Source organism: Sphingobium sp. WR1 (assembly GCF_059693745.1).
Genome location: NZ_JCATID010000003.1, coordinates 42095 through 57648 on the forward strand (window position 1 = coordinate 42095; position 15554 = coordinate 57648).

General features: G+C 62.7%; 20 protein-coding genes. 15 read left to right on the forward strand and 5 right to left on the reverse strand.

Annotated features, from left to right (window positions below; genetic code table 11):
* The first annotated feature begins 110 nt into the window (after nt 1-110).
* The gene (locus tag AC58EF_RS04990; protein ID WP_257554786.1) at nt 111-1550 is read left to right on the forward strand and encodes a hypothetical protein; all 1440 of its coding nucleotides are present in this window, start codon (nt 111-113) and stop codon (nt 1548-1550) included.
* Nucleotides 1551-1602: 52 nt separating this feature from the next.
* Here the strand turns inward: AC58EF_RS04990 and AC58EF_RS04995 are convergent, their stop codons facing one another.
* From AC58EF_RS04995 to AC58EF_RS05005, 3 genes are all read right to left on the reverse strand, one after another.
* The gene (locus tag AC58EF_RS04995) at nt 1603-1971 is read right to left on the reverse strand and encodes a hypothetical protein (protein ID WP_497275069.1); all 369 of its coding nucleotides are present in this window, start codon (nt 1969-1971) and stop codon (nt 1603-1605) included.
* A gap of 123 nt (nt 1972-2094) precedes the next feature.
* Nucleotides 2095-2727 (reverse strand): NAD(P)H-dependent oxidoreductase, encoded by a 633-nt coding sequence (locus AC58EF_RS05000; protein ID WP_497275070.1) that lies wholly within the window; start codon nt 2725-2727, stop codon nt 2095-2097.
* Nucleotides 2724-3836: an endonuclease/exonuclease/phosphatase family protein gene (locus AC58EF_RS05005; RefSeq protein WP_497275072.1), complete on the reverse strand. Its 1113-nt coding sequence runs from the start codon at nt 3834-3836 to the stop codon at nt 2724-2726. Before AC58EF_RS05005 ends, AC58EF_RS05000 begins: the two co-directional genes overlap by 4 nt.
* A gap of 1079 nt (nt 3837-4915) precedes the next feature.
* Between AC58EF_RS05005 and AC58EF_RS05010 the strand changes: the two genes are divergently transcribed.
* The 14 genes from AC58EF_RS05010 to AC58EF_RS05075 all read left to right on the forward strand — a co-directional run bounded on the left by AC58EF_RS05010 (nt 4916) and on the right by AC58EF_RS05075 (nt 14453).
* Nucleotides 4916-5836, forward strand: a complete 921-nt coding sequence (locus AC58EF_RS05010) for a DUF7146 domain-containing protein (RefSeq protein ID WP_497275074.1) — start codon at nt 4916-4918, stop codon at nt 5834-5836.
* 40 nt (nt 5837-5876) lie between these two features.
* The gene (locus AC58EF_RS05015; protein WP_497275075.1) at nt 5877-7511 is read left to right on the forward strand and encodes a PRTRC system ParB family protein; all 1635 of its coding nucleotides are present in this window, start codon (nt 5877-5879) and stop codon (nt 7509-7511) included.
* 37 nt (nt 7512-7548) lie between these two features.
* Entirely contained in the window at nt 7549-7983 is a 435-nt protein-coding gene (locus AC58EF_RS05020; protein ID WP_497275076.1) for a PRTRC system protein E, read from the forward strand.
* A gap of 44 nt (nt 7984-8027) precedes the next feature.
* On the forward strand, nt 8028-8234 hold the full coding sequence (locus tag AC58EF_RS05025) for a PRTRC system protein C (RefSeq protein WP_497275078.1): 207 nt from the start codon (nt 8028-8030) through the stop codon (nt 8232-8234).
* A gap of 3 nt (nt 8235-8237) precedes the next feature.
* On the forward strand, nt 8238-8459 hold the full coding sequence (locus tag AC58EF_RS05030; RefSeq protein ID WP_497275080.1) for a hypothetical protein: 222 nt from the start codon (nt 8238-8240) through the stop codon (nt 8457-8459).
* Between the two features lie 118 nt (nt 8460-8577).
* The gene (locus tag AC58EF_RS05035; protein ID WP_497275081.1) at nt 8578-9405 is read left to right on the forward strand and encodes a hypothetical protein; all 828 of its coding nucleotides are present in this window, start codon (nt 8578-8580) and stop codon (nt 9403-9405) included.
* 8 nt (nt 9406-9413) lie between these two features.
* Complete coding sequence (locus AC58EF_RS05040; protein WP_497275083.1) at nt 9414-10232, forward strand: PRTRC system protein B; 819 nt, start codon at nt 9414-9416, stop codon at nt 10230-10232.
* Nucleotides 10229-10891: a PRTRC system protein A gene (locus AC58EF_RS05045; RefSeq protein ID WP_497275085.1), complete on the forward strand. Its 663-nt coding sequence runs from the start codon at nt 10229-10231 to the stop codon at nt 10889-10891. The genes AC58EF_RS05040 and AC58EF_RS05045 overlap by 4 nt, the downstream gene beginning before the upstream one ends.
* Entirely contained in the window at nt 10881-11669 is a 789-nt protein-coding gene (locus tag AC58EF_RS05050) for a PRTRC system ThiF family protein (protein ID WP_257554769.1), read from the forward strand. Before AC58EF_RS05045 ends, AC58EF_RS05050 begins: the two co-directional genes overlap by 11 nt.
* Nucleotides 11666-11941: a hypothetical protein gene (locus AC58EF_RS05055; protein ID WP_257554767.1), complete on the forward strand. Its 276-nt coding sequence runs from the start codon at nt 11666-11668 to the stop codon at nt 11939-11941. The genes AC58EF_RS05050 and AC58EF_RS05055 overlap by 4 nt, the downstream gene beginning before the upstream one ends.
* Complete coding sequence (locus tag AC58EF_RS05060; RefSeq protein ID WP_497275087.1) at nt 11938-12210, forward strand: hypothetical protein; 273 nt, start codon at nt 11938-11940, stop codon at nt 12208-12210. Before AC58EF_RS05055 ends, AC58EF_RS05060 begins: the two co-directional genes overlap by 4 nt.
* A 63-nt stretch (nt 12211-12273) precedes the next feature.
* Entirely contained in the window at nt 12274-12753 is a 480-nt protein-coding gene (locus tag AC58EF_RS05065; protein ID WP_257554763.1) for a hypothetical protein, read from the forward strand.
* 21 nt (nt 12754-12774) lie between these two features.
* Nucleotides 12775-14016, forward strand: coding sequence for a hypothetical protein (locus AC58EF_RS05070; protein ID WP_497275088.1), 1242 nt, complete (start codon nt 12775-12777; stop codon nt 14014-14016).
* Between the two features lie 110 nt (nt 14017-14126).
* The gene (locus AC58EF_RS05075) at nt 14127-14453 is read left to right on the forward strand and encodes a hypothetical protein (protein ID WP_257554759.1); all 327 of its coding nucleotides are present in this window, start codon (nt 14127-14129) and stop codon (nt 14451-14453) included.
* A 369-nt stretch (nt 14454-14822) separates the two neighbouring features.
* Here AC58EF_RS05075 and AC58EF_RS05080 read toward each other — a convergent pair whose 3' ends face one another.
* Together AC58EF_RS05080 and AC58EF_RS05085 are read right to left on the reverse strand one after the other, a co-directional pair.
* Nucleotides 14823-15086, reverse strand: coding sequence for a hypothetical protein (locus tag AC58EF_RS05080; RefSeq protein ID WP_497275090.1), 264 nt, complete (start codon nt 15084-15086; stop codon nt 14823-14825).
* A gap of 96 nt (nt 15087-15182) precedes the next feature.
* Nucleotides 15183-15452 (reverse strand): hypothetical protein, encoded by a 270-nt coding sequence (locus AC58EF_RS05085; protein WP_497275092.1) that lies wholly within the window; start codon nt 15450-15452, stop codon nt 15183-15185.
* Nucleotides 15453-15554 lie beyond the last annotated feature (102 nt).

The window sequence follows — 15554 nt, forward strand, 5'->3', positions numbered from 1 at the left end:
TGAAAACTGTGTCCTTCTTGGCCCCCCCCGACGCTGTCGCGGCCCGAATTCGGATTCTGGGACCGCAAGGTGAGATGCAACTCGAAAGACGAGGCGTTGGCTCGGAGAGTATGACCACGCCTTCGAATCGCGAGGTGATGATCCAGGACGTGGTTCCCGGCGCCTATGCCGCTGTCATCGAGCCGCTGGGTGAAGCGCCGACCTTTTATTCCTTCGTTGTCGATGACCTTACCGACAGAATAGACGCGCCAGCGCTGTCGGAATTGTCCGGATCATCGGTTTCCAAGGACTGGCTGGAGCAGTTTTCCGGCAGCGTGTGGTCGAAGCCGACGGAGGGTTTTTCTACGACAGGACCGCAAGTACGGGAGATGGGTGCGGCCTCATCCGCAAGCGATGACGATTCTGACGGCGAGGCTGGCTTCGACGACATTGACGACCATGTCGATTTGGGCCTCCCGCCCGGACATGCGAACAAGTCGGCGTTGGTGGACGACAGCGGCTCGTTTACTGGGCGTGAAGAGTTAAGTGCGCCTATTGATGCACGCCGTTTTTCGATTGGCCTCTCGGTCGATACCAGGCCCATGGGTTATGGTGGCTGGCGGCCCTATGTGGGTCCTTGGCCGACCTCCTTCTCGAAAGCGCGCGATCGCGCTGACGCTTTTGATCATGGCGCCGTGCTTGAAAATGTGAAGAGTGCGCGGCTGCACATCCAGCGCGACCACATCACGCTCATCTCCAGCAAGGGTGATGCGAGAGGAATGCCCTTGCCCGCAGACGGCGCACGGCTGAGGCTGTCCGTTTCTATCGAAGGGCTAAGGGTCGAGCGGACGCTGGTGCCACTGTTCGCCGGTGGTGTGACCGTCGAATTTGCGTTGGACCCGTCAGGAGGGTTGCTCCTCGACGTCGCGCCGGTCGATCTGGAGAAACAATCGCTATCCAGGGCCTTGTCCTCGGCGGTTGGATCCGAGGGACAGGGGATTTGGAGCGACTTTACGCGCCGCACGCCGGTCACCGACTATATTTCGGGGGACATTCCCGAAGATCCGTGGACGACGATCCTGGCGATGCTGTGTGCAGTTCGCTTCCCTGCCATCGAGGAGCGCGAGGCCCTGCAATGGGCGCCGAAGCTTGCCGGACAATTCGGTTGGATTCCCGACAGCCATGTTCTTCTGGCCCGCAGCCTTTTGATAGGAACTGCGCCGGACGACCGGGTGGCGGCGGCGGCGGAAGCTTTGCGCGCGTTGTCGATGGCGCGGAGATTGGGCGCCCCTTATTTTGCTTATACGAATACATTGCTGGGAGATATGCTGACCGCGTTACGCGATGGCGCTCCAGAGGCGGAACAAAGAGCCCAAGCCACCAAAGAAATGGGATATTGGTCCCGGCACCTACCGCATCAGCGCGCTGCCGGCTCTTCGTTTAGTTGGGTCATGTCGAGCGGTGCGCGGTCCCGCGGAGGACTGGATGAACGTTATTCGAGCATTCTCGCATTCGGCTCCGTGAATGCAACTGCTCTCACTGTCACGCCAGTCGTCAAATCCGTCGATTAGAATGCGTTGTGCGGTCCGATCCGAACCATAAGGAGAGCCGCCGCGCTTGCTATTATTGCGCCAGTCTTAAGGCGCGCTGCCGTTCAGCTTGGCGCATAAGTGCGGGATCGATTTCTGGTTTTTTCCAGCGCGCTGCAGGCCCCAGCGTCGCGAGGTCCTCTGGATAAGTCAGGAACGTAAACACTTTGTTGGTGATCTCGATCATCAACTGTTTCATCTCAGCGTCGGAGATACGAGAGAGTTGAGTCCAGGCAATCTCCCCAAAGGGCGTTACGACTTTTACGTCGCCATAGTCACCGGTGGCGCTGTCGGGCACTGTGCCAGAGTGTAGCGTTTCCAAAAAGGTGTTGCGTACACATTTCTCGACAAGCGCGAGAGTAAAACGGGTCTTTTCAGTATCGGTTAGGGTGTCATTGGACATTATCTTCTCCCGTACTGCCACGGTGCTTTCGAAAACGATTCTGCGAATGGACCGATAATGATGAGTGTATCGGAATATATCACTTCCAAATATCTTATATAAGATCAAGAGAATGCCGTTTCTCTAGCTCGGAAGAACGGCTGTCAGCTTTGTGGCACGTTTCAGGCTGGAGGTCGTTGTCGCGAGCCGTTTGACCTTTCTCCGCCATGCGGCGATGTTCTTCTGGACGCCGCCCTGACGGACTGGCCCGAATGTGGTGATCCGTGCGGGCTTGAAGCCGCAGAAACCCAGAATCTGGCCACGCCAGCGGCGCACGACCGGGTTTCCGTAGGCGAGCCAAAGAAAGAAGGCAGGCGTATCCGTGGTAATCAGGACATCCGCCGAGCGTCCCGCCAGCAGCCGGTTCCAGAAGGGATCGTCGTTGTGATATCGAAAAGCGAAGCCGGGCAGCAAAACCCGGTCGATCAACCCCTTAAGCTGCGCTGGCTCGCTGCCCCACCACATCGGAAAGCCTACCACCAGATGATCGCAGGCCGCAATGGCGGCGCCGATCCGTTCCAGATCGGGCTCCCAACCCTGAACCTCTTTATAGCCGCGCCGCAGGTTCGGTTCGAAAGCAAGATCGCGCACCGCGATACGCTCGATCTCGACCTCTTGGCCAAGCGCGGCCTGATAGGTATCGAGGAGATGGCTGACAAACCGGCCTGGGTCGGGATGGCCGTCGAGGATGAGTACGCGCATCGCAGTCTCCGTCAAAGGTCGATTTCCGCCCACAAAGCGGCATGATCCGACCCTGCATCGGCCGACCTGCCGACTTCGGGATAGGCCTCCCAGCGCCTGGGCCGCGAGCCTGGCCACATGCCGGTGCGGAACACGCCCCCAGATCGCACACGCTCAAACAGCGAAGGCGACAGCAGCATATAGTCGATCTTATTGGCCGCGTTGCACAGTCCATAGGTGCCAGGATAACCACCATCATCGAACGCAGGATGCGTGAAAATGTCCGCAAGCTCGGTGTGATGGAGCAGCGGGGCGAGTGGGGTGCTCGACGGTGTGTCGTTGAAATCGCCGATGATCGCGACATGGCGCGCACCGTTGTCGAACAGTCCTTTATAGATTTCCGCAATCCGTTCGGCCTGCGCCTTGCGCTTGGCGTCGGACGCAGCCTTGCCGCCATAACCCTTACTCTTGAGGTGGTTGACCAACACCAGCAGCGTCTCGCCGGTCGGTGTCGTCACCTCGAACTGCGGGCAGTCGCGCGAGAAGACTGGCTTGCCGTTCGGCAGCCGGTCGTCGACGCGGCTGCACATGGTTCCAATCGGAAAGCCCTCGCGGCTCATCAGTCCGACATCGATGCCCCGATCATCATTGCCGTCGATCAACATGACATGGCGAAACGGCGTGCCGCCGAGCGCTGGGAGAATCTCGGTGTTGAACGCTGACAGAACCGGGCGACTTTCCGCCTCGATGACGCCGAGCACGTCGGCCTGAAGATCCATGATAACCCGCGCGGTGTTGCGCATCGCATGTTCATTGACTGGTTCGTCGCGAAGCTCCAGCGAGCCCACCCAATCGGCGCGTCCGTCTGCCTCGATCACGACGCCACCATCCTTGGGCCGTCGCAACAAACCGCCGCGGTTACGTCGCAAGATGACGAACGGGCCGGTGTCGGATTTCTCAAGGCCGAGGTCGTGCATCAACTCGACCATCCGGGTTTTTTCGGCAGGAGAATAGGTGATCTGACCTAGAAGTCCGTTGAGTGTAGCGAACTTCTCCAGAACTGGGCGGCCTTCTTCCCAGCTATCGAGATTCATCGCCTTGGCGCGATCAAACAGGTTTTCAACGTTATAGACAGCGAGCTTCATGGGCTTTCTCCATTTTCTTCAGCTATATACCCAATTACTGTTGCGGGCCCGCGACGAACATGGGTTCCAATATTGAACAGCTATCGCTGACATGTTCGTTATCCGCGTTCCGATGCGGGAATAGCTAAATCGGCAACGGGGTTTCCCCGCCAAAAGGCGGATTGACCCAATAATAATTCGAGCCATGATCGGGTGATTAAATTCCGTTTCGACGATGCCGGGGGGCAAACAACCGAGCGGTCCGCGTCAATTTCTGCGGCGACCCGCGAAATGGGACGGAGAATATCACCCATGCAGTATCAACGCCGAATTGAATCCATGTTGGAAGAGGGCGGTCAACTGGCCGTTTTTTCGACTCTTTGTAAGTCAATCATCACAAGCAGGACGCAACTGGCGGGATTGTTTGGCTCACTCTGCTCGGACCCAGGTGGCGAGATGCTTCTTGATCTTTATTGGCGTGACAGCCAAGATCTGAAAACCTCGCTGACGAGTTTATGGCGTGCTTCAAAGGCCTCAGAAATGACAGCCCGGCACTGTCTGGCTGAAATGGAGGCACAAGCCATTGTCGAACGCTTGCCTGATCCTCTCGACAAGCGTCGCACCTATGTTCGGTTAACCAGCTCTGGCCGAGAGAAAATGGATGCCTGTTTCCGAACTCTCTTGACCGGATTTGCTCAAGCCTTCCTAGATTGCACTATTCCGTGCACAGACACCACTCGGCCCCAGGATCATTGCCCCTGGAGTGGTAGTTCGTTCGCAGCCTCATCAGCGGCTGCCCGCCACCGGTCTCGCTCCTCAGGTCAAAGAAAAACATCAAACCACGCAAATAGACGGGCCTGAAAAGACGTCCGGCGCGCGAGACATGGCCGGCGAGTACTCCATAGAATCGCAGTTTTCCGGGACAGGGATGCTTGTCGAACAACGTTGAACCGCCAGCGCGATACCAAAGAGGTCATACCGGCAACGTTTCCTTGCCTGACGAGACCCTACAATCCCATCGATGAGGTCTGGTGGGAAAAAAACGTCGGAAGAGAAGGGGGCTTTGGTTTGGGAAGCAAGCTCAAACCGGAGTGTTTCCCATGGCTCTTTCACGAACCAGCGCTGACCCTCGCCTGCATGCCGCCGCTGCGCGGATCGTCAAATCGCTCGGCAGCGAGTGGAAGCCGTCAGGCGTGATGTGCCGTTGCCCGGCGCACAACGATCACAAGCCAAGCCTGTCGGTTCGGGTCGGCGAACGTAGCGTTCTCTTCAGATGTTTTGCCGGTTGCTCGACCATTGACGTCATCCGTGCGCTTCGCGCCGGTCGACAGCCTATCCCGACTGCTGATGCCGAAGTCGAATTGGCGTATGCCCACGGCCGCGAGCGACAACTTGCTGGCCGTATTCGTTCACTTTGGAAAGAGGCGCGTCCAATTACCGACACGCCGGCGAGCCGATATGCGGCAATGCGCGGTTTCACCGGGCCACATTCGGCGTTGCGTTATCATGACGGAGTACCACTTGGCCGCGGCGCTGACGTCTGCTTCCGACCCGCGTTGCTCGCTGCGCTCGAAGCTGACGTTGGGGTGATCGCAGTGGAGCGGCTATTTGTCGATCCCCATACCGGATTGCCGGCCAACGATCTCGATCCGCCGAAGCTTCTGCTTGGTCGCCCGCTCGGCGGCTCGGTTCGTTTCGGGGCGACGACCAATATTCTGGGTCTCGCAGAAGGCTGGGAGACGGCCTGGTCTGCACACATCCTGCTCGGCATTCCGGTCTGGGCTTCACTCGGCGCGGATCGGCTACCGCTGGTGACAGTACCGGAACGGGTCGAGCATTTGATCCTGCTCCCGGATGATGACGCGGCAGGCCGTCATGGCGCGCGGCGAGCGAATGAGGTCCATGCACTGCCCGGACGAAAGATCGAGACGCTGTTTCCGGATGGAGGCTTCAACGACTGGAACGACCGTTACCGGTCAGGAGAGGGAGGGGGAAGGGGATGGGTGTCGCAAGTGGCCTGAGGGTCAGCTGCGCTCCGCACATTCTACCAGGAGATCAGCCTTGAATGCACCACAGACACGGTGGCCCACCACGCTGCCGCTCTCCAGAATCGTCAAAGGGGACAACCCTCGCCGATATTTCGACCGAAAAAAGCACGAGGAAATGGTAGCTTCGGTACGGCTGCGCGGCATAATCCAGCCGATATTGCTTCGTCCGCGGGGTGACGTCTTTGCCATTGTCGCCGGCGAGCGCCGTTACAGGGCGGGGCTGGAGGTTTACGGCGCCAGCGGCGAAGTGCCGGTCATCATCCGCGAGATGACCGACCGGGAAGCGCTCGAAGCCGCGATCGCCGAGAACGACGACCGTGACGACCCGTCCGAGACGGAGCAGGCGGATGCCGCCGTCCGCTACCTCGCGGCGTGCCAGGGCGACCGGGCCGAGGCAATACGGCGGCTCGGATGGTCGCGGGACAAGTTCGATCGACGCCTGGCGCTCGCCAATCTCTCCGAGGTGGTCAAGACCGCGCTCGACGAACGCCGGATCAAGCTCGGCCATGCCGAACTGCTCGCCGCGGTTCCCGGCGACAAGCAGGACAAGGCCCTCGAAACGATCCTGAAAGCCGGTCTCGACGTGAACAAGACGCGTGAACTGCTGATGCGTGTCACGCAGCATCTCGGCAGCGCGTGCTTCGACAAGAGTGAATGCACGACCTGCCCATTCAACTCGGCCACGCAGCGCACGCTTTTCGAAACCCATGTCGAAGACGGCTATTGCACCAACGCGGCGTGCTTCGAACTCAAGGCCGAAGCGGCTGAGGTGATCCGCTTCGAGCAGGAGGAGCGCGCCGCGAAGGCGGCAAGGGCGGCATCTCCGCCGATCGAGGCGGTCGAAGACGACGACCACGATGATGCGATCGAGGAAACCGTAGCATCGACCGACGCTCAGCCGCGCTCGGAATACACCACCTCGAACCTGGATGGCAGCGGAACGCGTGACACGACGCCCGCCGCCCCCGTAAAACCAGCAACCAGCGCCAGTACGGTGGACAAGCCAGCCGTCAACGGCAAATCCCTCGCGGCCCGCACCGCCGAGCTTCGCGAGGCGACGTGGCGAACCGCGCTTGCCCGGGCGCTCGCCGGCAATGCCGAGCACGCTCGCACGACCATCCTTGTCGCGGCGATGTCGGGCACGCTCTCACAAATCAAGTCCGATACGCTGACGTCGCGCGCCGGCCTGCTGGTCGGCCCCGCGTTTCCGGACCACGAATATAGCGCCAAGATCGCAGCGATCCGCGCGCTGCCCGACGCCAGGGCGGCGAACGTGCTGTCCGTCATCGGCGCCGCCTACGCCAAGGATGTGGTCAGTTTCGGCCATGTCGCCGATCTCGCCAAGATGTTCGAGGTCGACCTGCGCGATAGCTGGAAGGTCGATCAGGCATTCCTCGAGCGATACACCAAGGGCGAGCTCAAATTCATCGCCCAGGAATGCGGCCTGATCGCGCATGTCGGCGAGAAGCGGTTCGCGAAGATGCTTGGCTCAAAGAAGCCCGAGCTCATCACCGGCATGCTCAATCGCATCGGCTTCGATTGGGCCGGGCACCTGCCGAGCGCCATGACCCTCGACGGCACTTATGGTCCGCCCCCGGACCGCGCTGCCCGCCAGACCGAACCGCCGATCGCGGAACTTGCTGCCTGACCTGCTTCCCTACACTTCCAGATAAAGGACTACCGATATGCTTGTTACAAGCCTGCTCCCGCTGCTCGCCCGCTATTCGCTCGGCTTCGATCTGGTCGCCGGCCCCGACGAGACCGTCACCCTGACTATCATTCCGCGCAAGGCGGACCCCAAGTCTGCTGCGCTTGAATCCAGCGAGACCCGGCCGATCTCGATCACCGCGAGCGCCGCCGAGATCGATGCGGAATTGGCCCGTGGCTCGGACGGTGCGCTCGGCCAGCTCATCGCCACGCGCAGGACGCTCGCCGATCAGATCGCCGAGCAGCGGCAGGCGGACGAGGATGCCAAGGCCGCCGCCGCGGAAGCCGCGAAGGTAAAGGTAGCCAAGGCTACGGCGAGCAAGCCCCCGGCGCCGACCACTCCGCCGAAAATCCAGACGCCGACCAGCCCGCCGACCGACGCCAAGGCGGATGAGCCCGCCACCCTCTTCTGAGCGACGCCGCTCACTCCCCATCATCATTTTTCTGGAGGATTCCTATGCAGATCAGCCAACTCGCGCGCGCGTATCGCTATGACGGCATCGACCTTCCGGTGCCGCCGCATCTTGCGGGCGACCGGGATGCCCTGCGCGCCTACCACGCCACGCTGTACCCGGCGATCCTCAACGCCGAGATGATCGACGCCGGCGTCACCGGCGGCGCACATGTCACCGAATATCGCCGGGCCGTCGGCACCAAGGGCTGACCCATGCCGCACCGCAAGCGCGTGGCCATCCCGGCCGCATCCCGCAAAAGCCTCATCGAATGGATCGAGAACGATGGCAACTCGACCGATATCTCCCAGCCTGCCTGCAGCAGCCAGGCCCAGGCGCTCCATGCGCGGTTCCTCGCGGACCCCTATGACGGGAACCGCGAACCCCCCGAACCGTTTGCATCTCCCTCCGCCTTGCGCCTCCCGCCGCTCGGCTGACCTTGCGGGGCGTGCCGTCGCGATCTCGGCGGATATCCCCGTTATATTCGATGCGCCCCTGCCGCCCCATCACAAGCTGATCGGCCGCTGGGTCGCCACGCGGGAAACGTCGGCGAGGATGTTCACGCGCCCGGCTGCCCGTCGGCATATCGAAGGCGTTTTCAATGCCGCCGTGCTGGAGGTCCTCGATCCCATCGAACTCGCCGACTTCAGGGTCGCCGTCATTCTCAAGGAGGAGGACGGCACGCCGGCGATTGCCGTGATCTGCCAGAGCCTGGGCCAGATCGACCTCGGGTGGATCGAAACGGGGGATGCCCCGATTCCCTGGCGCGCCGCCGCTTACAGGGCGCTTGAACAATGCCTTGGTCGTGTCCTTCCGATTTTCGGATACGAGGATCTCTTCAACGAGATCTCGATGTATTATTGGGACGGTGAGATCGACGACCAAGCCGCGCGTCAAAGCCTGATAGCCTATCACGGCGCGGACGCGGAAGAGCTCGACGAACTCACGCTCCCGTCCGAGATGAACGCGCGCCGGCCCGATTGGATGATCAAGGAAAACGCGGCGCCATCGGCGCGGCTCCCGGCTGGTCTGCGCCGGACGCTGAAGAGATTTCACGCCGCGCACAAAGCCGTCGGCGCTCTTCAGCCAGAACGCAACGCATGGAACTTCGATTTGCAGGAAGCGTACGACTATGTCCCCGGCATCGAGGAATCCTCGTCCCTCCCTCCACTGACGCTCGTTCCCTTCGACCACTTCGCGCGCGAACTCGACGACGTTGGCCGTATCGGCATGGAGATGGGCTTCATGGAGGTCGCCGGTCTTTGCCCGCTGCCCGATGCCGATGCAGGCCGCATAGACGACTGGTTCGCGTCGCTGCGGCTCGGCGCGGAATTCCTGCTCGCGGCGCAAGAGCTGATCCAGCTTGATCCAACCCAGCTTTGAGGTGACTCATGTCCGACCATTCAACCCAGTTCGAAGCCGCTGGCGGCGGTTTGGTCCTGAGGGGCGCGATCCTGCTCTATCGCAGCGAAGGTCCGCGCAATTTCAGTTCCCATGGCCCCCATCGCGGGGACACGGCGGCATTCGCCAGCATGCACGCCGTCGAGCATGACGAGGAGGGCCGGTCGGTGATCGCTGCGGGCGTCCCGTTGTCACGCGCACACCTGCGGCAATGGACCGAAGCCCTCGGGCGAACAGTCCGGCCGGAGCTGCTCCCGGAAAACGTGCTGGTCGCTCACCCCGACATGCTCGCCTGGTGGGTGCCGGAACAGGTGCGCCCGGCCTATTTCAACCTGTCGACACGCCTGGCGGGGCTTCGGGTCCTGACGCAACGAACCGTGGTGCCCGTTCCCTATCCGGCACATCTGTTCATCGCCACCCGGTCACGTCTCGGCGTCTATGCGCTCCCTGCAAATGAGCGCCCCGTCGCCGAGACGCGCCTGCTCCACTCACCGATCCTCAATGTCTTCGTCAATGGCGCGCTTTGCTGGGGCAATATCCCGATACCGCGCGCGCTTGCCGCTTCCTCCATCCCCGAGTTCGAACGGGCGGTGTTCGACAGCTGGTCGACGCACCCCAATCCCGGCCAGGAGTTCACCGTCAGCGGCAAGGGCGGCCTTGTCCGGCTCTGGGACGATCTTGCCGCCCGCCGGGCGAGGCGCTTTCCGGTCAAGCGTCTCAAGCCGTTCGGCGCGGGCGACAGGCGACAGGGACGGCGCGCATCGACCGAGCCGATAACAGTCGGAATGCTGACAGGAGGCTCGAGATGACCGTCTCACTCGCCGACGAGCCCACGGCGGCCGCGCTGCTTGCCGATGTGCCCTGCTATCCGGTCCCGCTTCACGGAGGATCGCCCGCCCTCGATGCGCTTCGCGCCGCTCGCGTCGGACGCGGCCTCGCCGTGGGCAAGGACGGCGTCCTGCTGATCCTGCGCCGTCCGTGGCTCGCGCTCGACATCCCCGTCACGCCGCCGATCGCCGCGCACCTTCCTTATGGCAGCGTCGGCGGGCCCAAGGCAGACCTGCGCTGCGGATTCATCCCCGGCGCACATCTCGGATCGATCCTCGACCATCTGCGGGCCGCGCTGCCCAATGAGGCAGCGGCATTCGTTCTCTGGAACGAGGCTACGCGAGGGTTCGCCGTCGAGTTCCCCGTCATCGACGAAGCCACGCCCTCGCGCCTCGTCTATCGCACGCCGGTCCTGCCGCCCGATTGGCACATCGTCTGCGATATCCATAGCCATGGCACCGGAGCGGCCTTTTTCAGCGCCACCGACGATGCCGACGACGCGCACGCGACCAAGATATCGCTTGTGTTCGGCCGGTTGGATCAGCCTGACGGCCCCACGAGAGCGTCGCGTCTCTGCGCCGGCGGCATGTTTCTTCCGCTGCCGCGCAGCCCATTCGCAGGAGATCCTCATGCCCCCTGACACCAGCGACCGCCATTATCTTCCCGCCGAATTCGGCGACCGCGCACTCAAGGTTCTGCTCGTAGGCTGCGGCGGCAACGGCGCGCAGATGCTGATGGGGCTAGCTTCGCTCGACACCGCATTGCGCGCGATCTCCTCGCGATCGCTTCATGTCACCGTGGTCGACGACGATATTGTCACCGAAGCCAACCTCGGCCGCCAGCCCTTCTTTCGCTGCGACATCGGCAATTCGAAGGCGCGCACGCTGACCGAGCGGATCAACCTCGCGCACGGCCTCGCCTGGAAGGCGGTTCACGGGCGCGCGCCCGGGAAGGTCGGTGTCGAAGGCGCCGATATCCTCATCACCTGTGTCGACACGGCGTCTGCCCGCCGCGCGATCGGAGCGGCGCTGGCCGAGGAACGGAACAGTCCCGCCTACTGGATGGATCTCGGCAATCGTGCGAGCGACGGTCAGTATCTGATCGGCTGTCCCGGCAGGGCCGCGAGCAGGGATCGCCGGCGCCTCCCGACCGTGCTCGAATATTTCCCCGAACTCGCCGACGACAGCGTGCCGGACGACGATACGCCATCCTGCTCGGTCGCGGAGGCGCTCGAACGCCAGTCGCTGTTCGTCAACCGCGTCATGGCGAGCCACGCTCTTGCGCTGCTGTTCGAGCTGCTCGGTCGAGGCTCCATCGGCCACGCGGGCGGCTTCATCAATCTCGCGAGCGGCCAGTCCGTTCCGATCCCGTTGCCGCAGGGCAGCGCGAACGAACCCCTGGAAGGACAATGCGCATGACCTCGATCACCCAGAACCAGTGGACTCTTCACTATACGATTGGCCGCGTTCTCGCCGCCAAGGTCAAACCCGGCGACGTGGTTCACATGCCGGGCGGGGGCGGCGACCTGATCGTGCTGGATGGCCGCGCTCCGCTACGGGCCAACGACCGCGGCAGCATTACCGTCCGTCATGCCATTGCCGAAGACGGAAAGCAGTTCGAGACGCAGCCCGGCGCGCTGGGCATGGTCTGGATCAGTGCCGCCGGTGGCTGGTCGGAGCTGCCAGCATGAAACCGCACCTTGTCCATGTGTATACGACGATCAGGGTGAAAGTCGCGGTGACCGCTGAGGATCACGCAGGCGCCATGCGCCAGGCGGAAGCGATCGTCGGGAGCGGGATCTTCCCTGTTCACCTCCTTCCCAACACCGCCGCGGTGCTGGAAGCGGAGCCCGCCGAGGAGATCACCGGCTTTCTGGTCGACGAAGCGGACGATCCCGAGTTTGAGAATAGCTGCTCCTACGACGCGGAATGCCGACGGCACGAGGATAGCCCCGCCTGATCGCAAGAAGGGGAGGAGGAAGGGAAAGGCGCTCCGTTTGGTGGAGCAGTCTGGAGCTTCCCCATGAACATAGAACTACGGCGCGTCTCCTACAACGCCGCGCTCTCGCAGGAAACGAGCGCCTTTACCGCCGAGGTCTGGATCGATGGCGAGCTTGCTTTTCACGCTCGCAACCAGGGAACGGGCGGGGCGGACTTCTATCGTCAGGTCGGCCGCTGGACCGAGGCTGAGGTCAATGCCTGGCTCACGGCCAATAGACTCCCGCGCAGCCTTGGCGAAGACCTTGCCTGCGACCATGATCTCGAGATCGAGGTGAGCGATCTTCTTTCTCGCGCCGTCGAGGGAAAACGCCTCAAACGCCTTCTCCGCACCAATCTGATTGCGATCGAACACGATCAGATCCTGCAGTATCCGCTGCGCAAGCGTCCGCTCGCGATCATCGCTCGTGCCGTGCGTGCCACCAATCCCGATGCTGTCATCGTCAACGACGCCGGCGACGATGTGTTCGCGCGCGCCCTCGACGTGCTGCTCGCCAGCCGCTGACACTCCGGATCGGAAGTGCCCATGACCAACGACTTCGATCCCGCCGATGCGGGATGCTGGATGGCGCACGGCCGTCCGGCCCACCATGCGCATGCGCTCGCCGACGCCTGGCGCCGCTTTCCCGATCTGCCGAACGACGCGCCGCTGGACGAGCGCATGGCGCGTGGCCGCGAGCGCGTCCAGGCGCTTCGCCCGCTCAACGAGGCGATAGGGCTGGAGACCGAACGGCAGCGCCAGTCCGCGAACTTCGCCTGCGTCGAGCGCCAGATCGCCGAGGGGAGCACCGACGGCCGCAAGGCCTTCATCCTCCATGCTCGCGACGTCCATGGCTATGACTGGGACGCCGCGTATGCCTATGCGGATGGTCGCTATGCAGCCGAGGCTGGATGGGAATCGCGTCCACCGTCACCATACCGCGCAGGGGAACAGGAGGTCCGCCGCCTCGCCTACCAACAGGGGTTTCTGGATGGCGGCGGTCAGCCCGACGACATCTTCGATGCCGCACGGCGATCATTTACGGCCTCTCGGGCCGAGATCGCGCACCTTGAATGGCCGCGCGCCACGCGGCCGCTTCCCAGCCAATGGCCAAGCCCGACTGACATCCCGGCACCCGCGTCCTGGCATCGGCGCTTGCTGTTGCTCGGCACCTCGGAACGCGAGACAGGCGCGATTGGCATCCTCGCGATGCTGCACGAGCGGCCTGGCCATGAGGCTACGGCCCAGTTTATGGTCAGCGCCGACACCGGGCTGCATCGGCTATCGGGTTTGCCGGCCCCACCGCCTGGCGATGCCACCGCGCTCCGCCAGATGCTGCGCCAGGGCGACTATAGCGATATCCTGATCGTCGCGGGCGATGCGGAACTCGGCCGGCTCGATGCCGAAGCCGATATCCTGCCGCTCGCGCGAACGATGGAGCGAACCCGCAATTCGGTGCTCCAGCAGCGCGCGCAATTCCGGCTCTGGCTCGCTCGCGGTCGCGCGCCCGGTGACCAGTTCGCCGCCGGCCATATCCGGTGGAGCAAAATGGCCGCCGGGCTGTCCGGACGCCTTGGCGATTTCACCGCCCGCTACGCCGGTCCGGCACAACCGCGCGGCCACCGCATCGTCGTCATTGAGGATAGAAGCGGCGATCTCGCCCATGGCTATCGTACGCCGTTCGGTGAGGAACTCCATCCCGAGATCGTGATCGGCAACAAGGCGCATGCCCGAACCGCGATGGCCGACCTGCTGCGGAAATATGCCGCTTCGCTTCGCCTGGGCTGATCCTGGGTTACCGGCCCGGCGGAACGCGCAGATGGGCCCTGTCGAGCAGGCGCGTCTTGGGTGGGAAGGGGGAAAGGATTGGTGGAAATTCTGACGAAGGACTTCTGCCAATGAATTCTGCCCTTACCAATGAACTTGCCGCTCGGGCCGCCGAAGGCTGGCATCCGGTCACTCTCAGCCAAATCAAGCAGCAGTTGCGCGATCTGGGATACGCCCTCGACCGCACCCTCGACTGCCGCTCAAGTGCCCGCATCATGACAGGTCCTCGCGCCGGACAGACCTACCCCAGTCTTTCGACCGGCATCAAGGAAACGGACACCGGGCGTAGCGCTTTCCACGTCGATGCCCGGCGCGACACCAGGTTCCGAACACTTCAGAATCTTCGATTTGAGGTCGGCCTCTACACCGTCCTCAATGGCGCGATCCTCGACCTCTGATCGAAGGGGCTGCGCTTCATTCCATCCATGGCTTGGCGCGAAATGACCGGCCAAGCCTTTGCCGCCCGCGCACGAAACCAGCCCACCTGAACTGACGCTCGGCGTGAGGCTCCCGGATTCCTGACATCCCACCGGGCCGCCGCCGCGCTCGCAAGACCACCGAAAAGGAAGCATTCCATGCGAAACAGTGCATCCGCGCTGGCTCTCCAGCTGTGCCTCGACTTCGACCAGCTGATCGCGCCTGCCAAGCCAGTCATACCCGTCGCCCCGCAGCCGACACTCTTTACAACGACTATCGTTGATGCCGCGCAACCGCCGCGCGAGGCGCCTGTCGATTTCTCTTTCGCCGCAGGCCGGACCCTGGCGCGCTCATGGAAGGACCGCGCACGAGACAATGTTGAGGCGATCAGACTGCTGAACCTGCTCGACCGCGAGCAGCGATCCGCCTCGCCGGCAGAGCAGGACACGATTTCCAGATTCATCGGCTTCGGCGCGTCGGAACTTGCCAACACCATGTTCGTGCGACGCGGCGATGAGTTCCGCGAGGGCTGGGGCGAGTTGGGGCAAGCCCTGGTCGCGGAAACGACCGATGTCGAGCTCCAATCGCTCAAGCGCGCAACGCAATATGCCCATTACACCCCCGAATACATTGTCCGCGCCATATGGGACGCCGCCCGCATCCTCGGCTTCACCGGCGGGCAGGTTCTGGAGCCGGGATGTGGCAGCGGCCTATTCATGGGGCTCCGGCCGGAGACGCTGTCCGACGACACGCTGTTCGTCGGTATCGAAAACGATCCCATCACTGCGCGGGTCGCAAGCGCACTCTATCCCAACCAGGTCATCCGCTGCGTTGACTTCGATAAGGCGCCGCTGCCCGCCGATTTCGACCTCGCCATCGGGAACCCTCCATTTTCCAACCTCACCGTTCAAAACCGGACCGAACTCGGCAAGCTTGGCCTGTCGCTTCACGATTATTTCATCGCCAAATCGCTCGAGCATCTTCGACCCGGCGGCATCGCCTTGTTCGTGACCTCGCGTTATTCGCTAGACAAGAGCGATGCCAAGGCCCGACGCCATATCGACGGCATCGCCGACTTCCTT

Coding starts and splice junctions, on each gene's coding strand:
- AC58EF_RS05020 (WP_497275076.1), top strand. CDS start 7,549: ATGCTTGTTACAAGCCTGCTCCCGCTGCTCGCCCGCTATTCGCTCGGC.
- AC58EF_RS05070 (WP_497275088.1), top strand. CDS start 12,775: ATGACCAACGACTTCGATCCCGCCGATGCGGGATGCTGGATGGCGCAC.
- AC58EF_RS05080 (WP_497275090.1), bottom strand. CDS start 15,086: ATGGGCATATTGCGTTGCGCGCTTGAGCGATTGGAGCTCGACATCGGT.
- AC58EF_RS05005 (WP_497275072.1), bottom strand. CDS start 3,836: ATGAAGCTCGCTGTCTATAACGTTGAAAACCTGTTTGATCGCGCCAAG.
- AC58EF_RS05065 (WP_257554763.1), top strand. CDS start 12,274: ATGAACATAGAACTACGGCGCGTCTCCTACAACGCCGCGCTCTCGCAG.
- AC58EF_RS05025 (WP_497275078.1), top strand. CDS start 8,028: ATGCAGATCAGCCAACTCGCGCGCGCGTATCGCTATGACGGCATCGAC.
- AC58EF_RS05030 (WP_497275080.1), top strand. CDS start 8,238: ATGCCGCACCGCAAGCGCGTGGCCATCCCGGCCGCATCCCGCAAAAGC.
- AC58EF_RS05085 (WP_497275092.1), bottom strand. CDS start 15,452: ATGCTCGAGCGATTTGGCGATGAAATAATCGTGAAGCGACAGGCCAAG.
- AC58EF_RS05045 (WP_497275085.1), top strand. CDS start 10,229: ATGACCGTCTCACTCGCCGACGAGCCCACGGCGGCCGCGCTGCTTGCC.
- AC58EF_RS05055 (WP_257554767.1), top strand. CDS start 11,666: ATGACCTCGATCACCCAGAACCAGTGGACTCTTCACTATACGATTGGC.
- AC58EF_RS05075 (WP_257554759.1), top strand. CDS start 14,127: ATGAATTCTGCCCTTACCAATGAACTTGCCGCTCGGGCCGCCGAAGGC.
- AC58EF_RS05040 (WP_497275083.1), top strand. CDS start 9,414: ATGTCCGACCATTCAACCCAGTTCGAAGCCGCTGGCGGCGGTTTGGTC.
- AC58EF_RS05010 (WP_497275074.1), top strand. CDS start 4,916: ATGGCTCTTTCACGAACCAGCGCTGACCCTCGCCTGCATGCCGCCGCT.
- AC58EF_RS05060 (WP_497275087.1), top strand. CDS start 11,938: ATGAAACCGCACCTTGTCCATGTGTATACGACGATCAGGGTGAAAGTC.
- AC58EF_RS04990 (WP_257554786.1), top strand. CDS start 111: ATGACCACGCCTTCGAATCGCGAGGTGATGATCCAGGACGTGGTTCCC.
- AC58EF_RS04995 (WP_497275069.1), bottom strand. CDS start 1,971: ATGTCCAATGACACCCTAACCGATACTGAAAAGACCCGTTTTACTCTC.
- AC58EF_RS05050 (WP_257554769.1), top strand. CDS start 10,881: ATGCCCCCTGACACCAGCGACCGCCATTATCTTCCCGCCGAATTCGGC.
- AC58EF_RS05035 (WP_497275081.1), top strand. CDS start 8,578: ATGTTCACGCGCCCGGCTGCCCGTCGGCATATCGAAGGCGTTTTCAAT.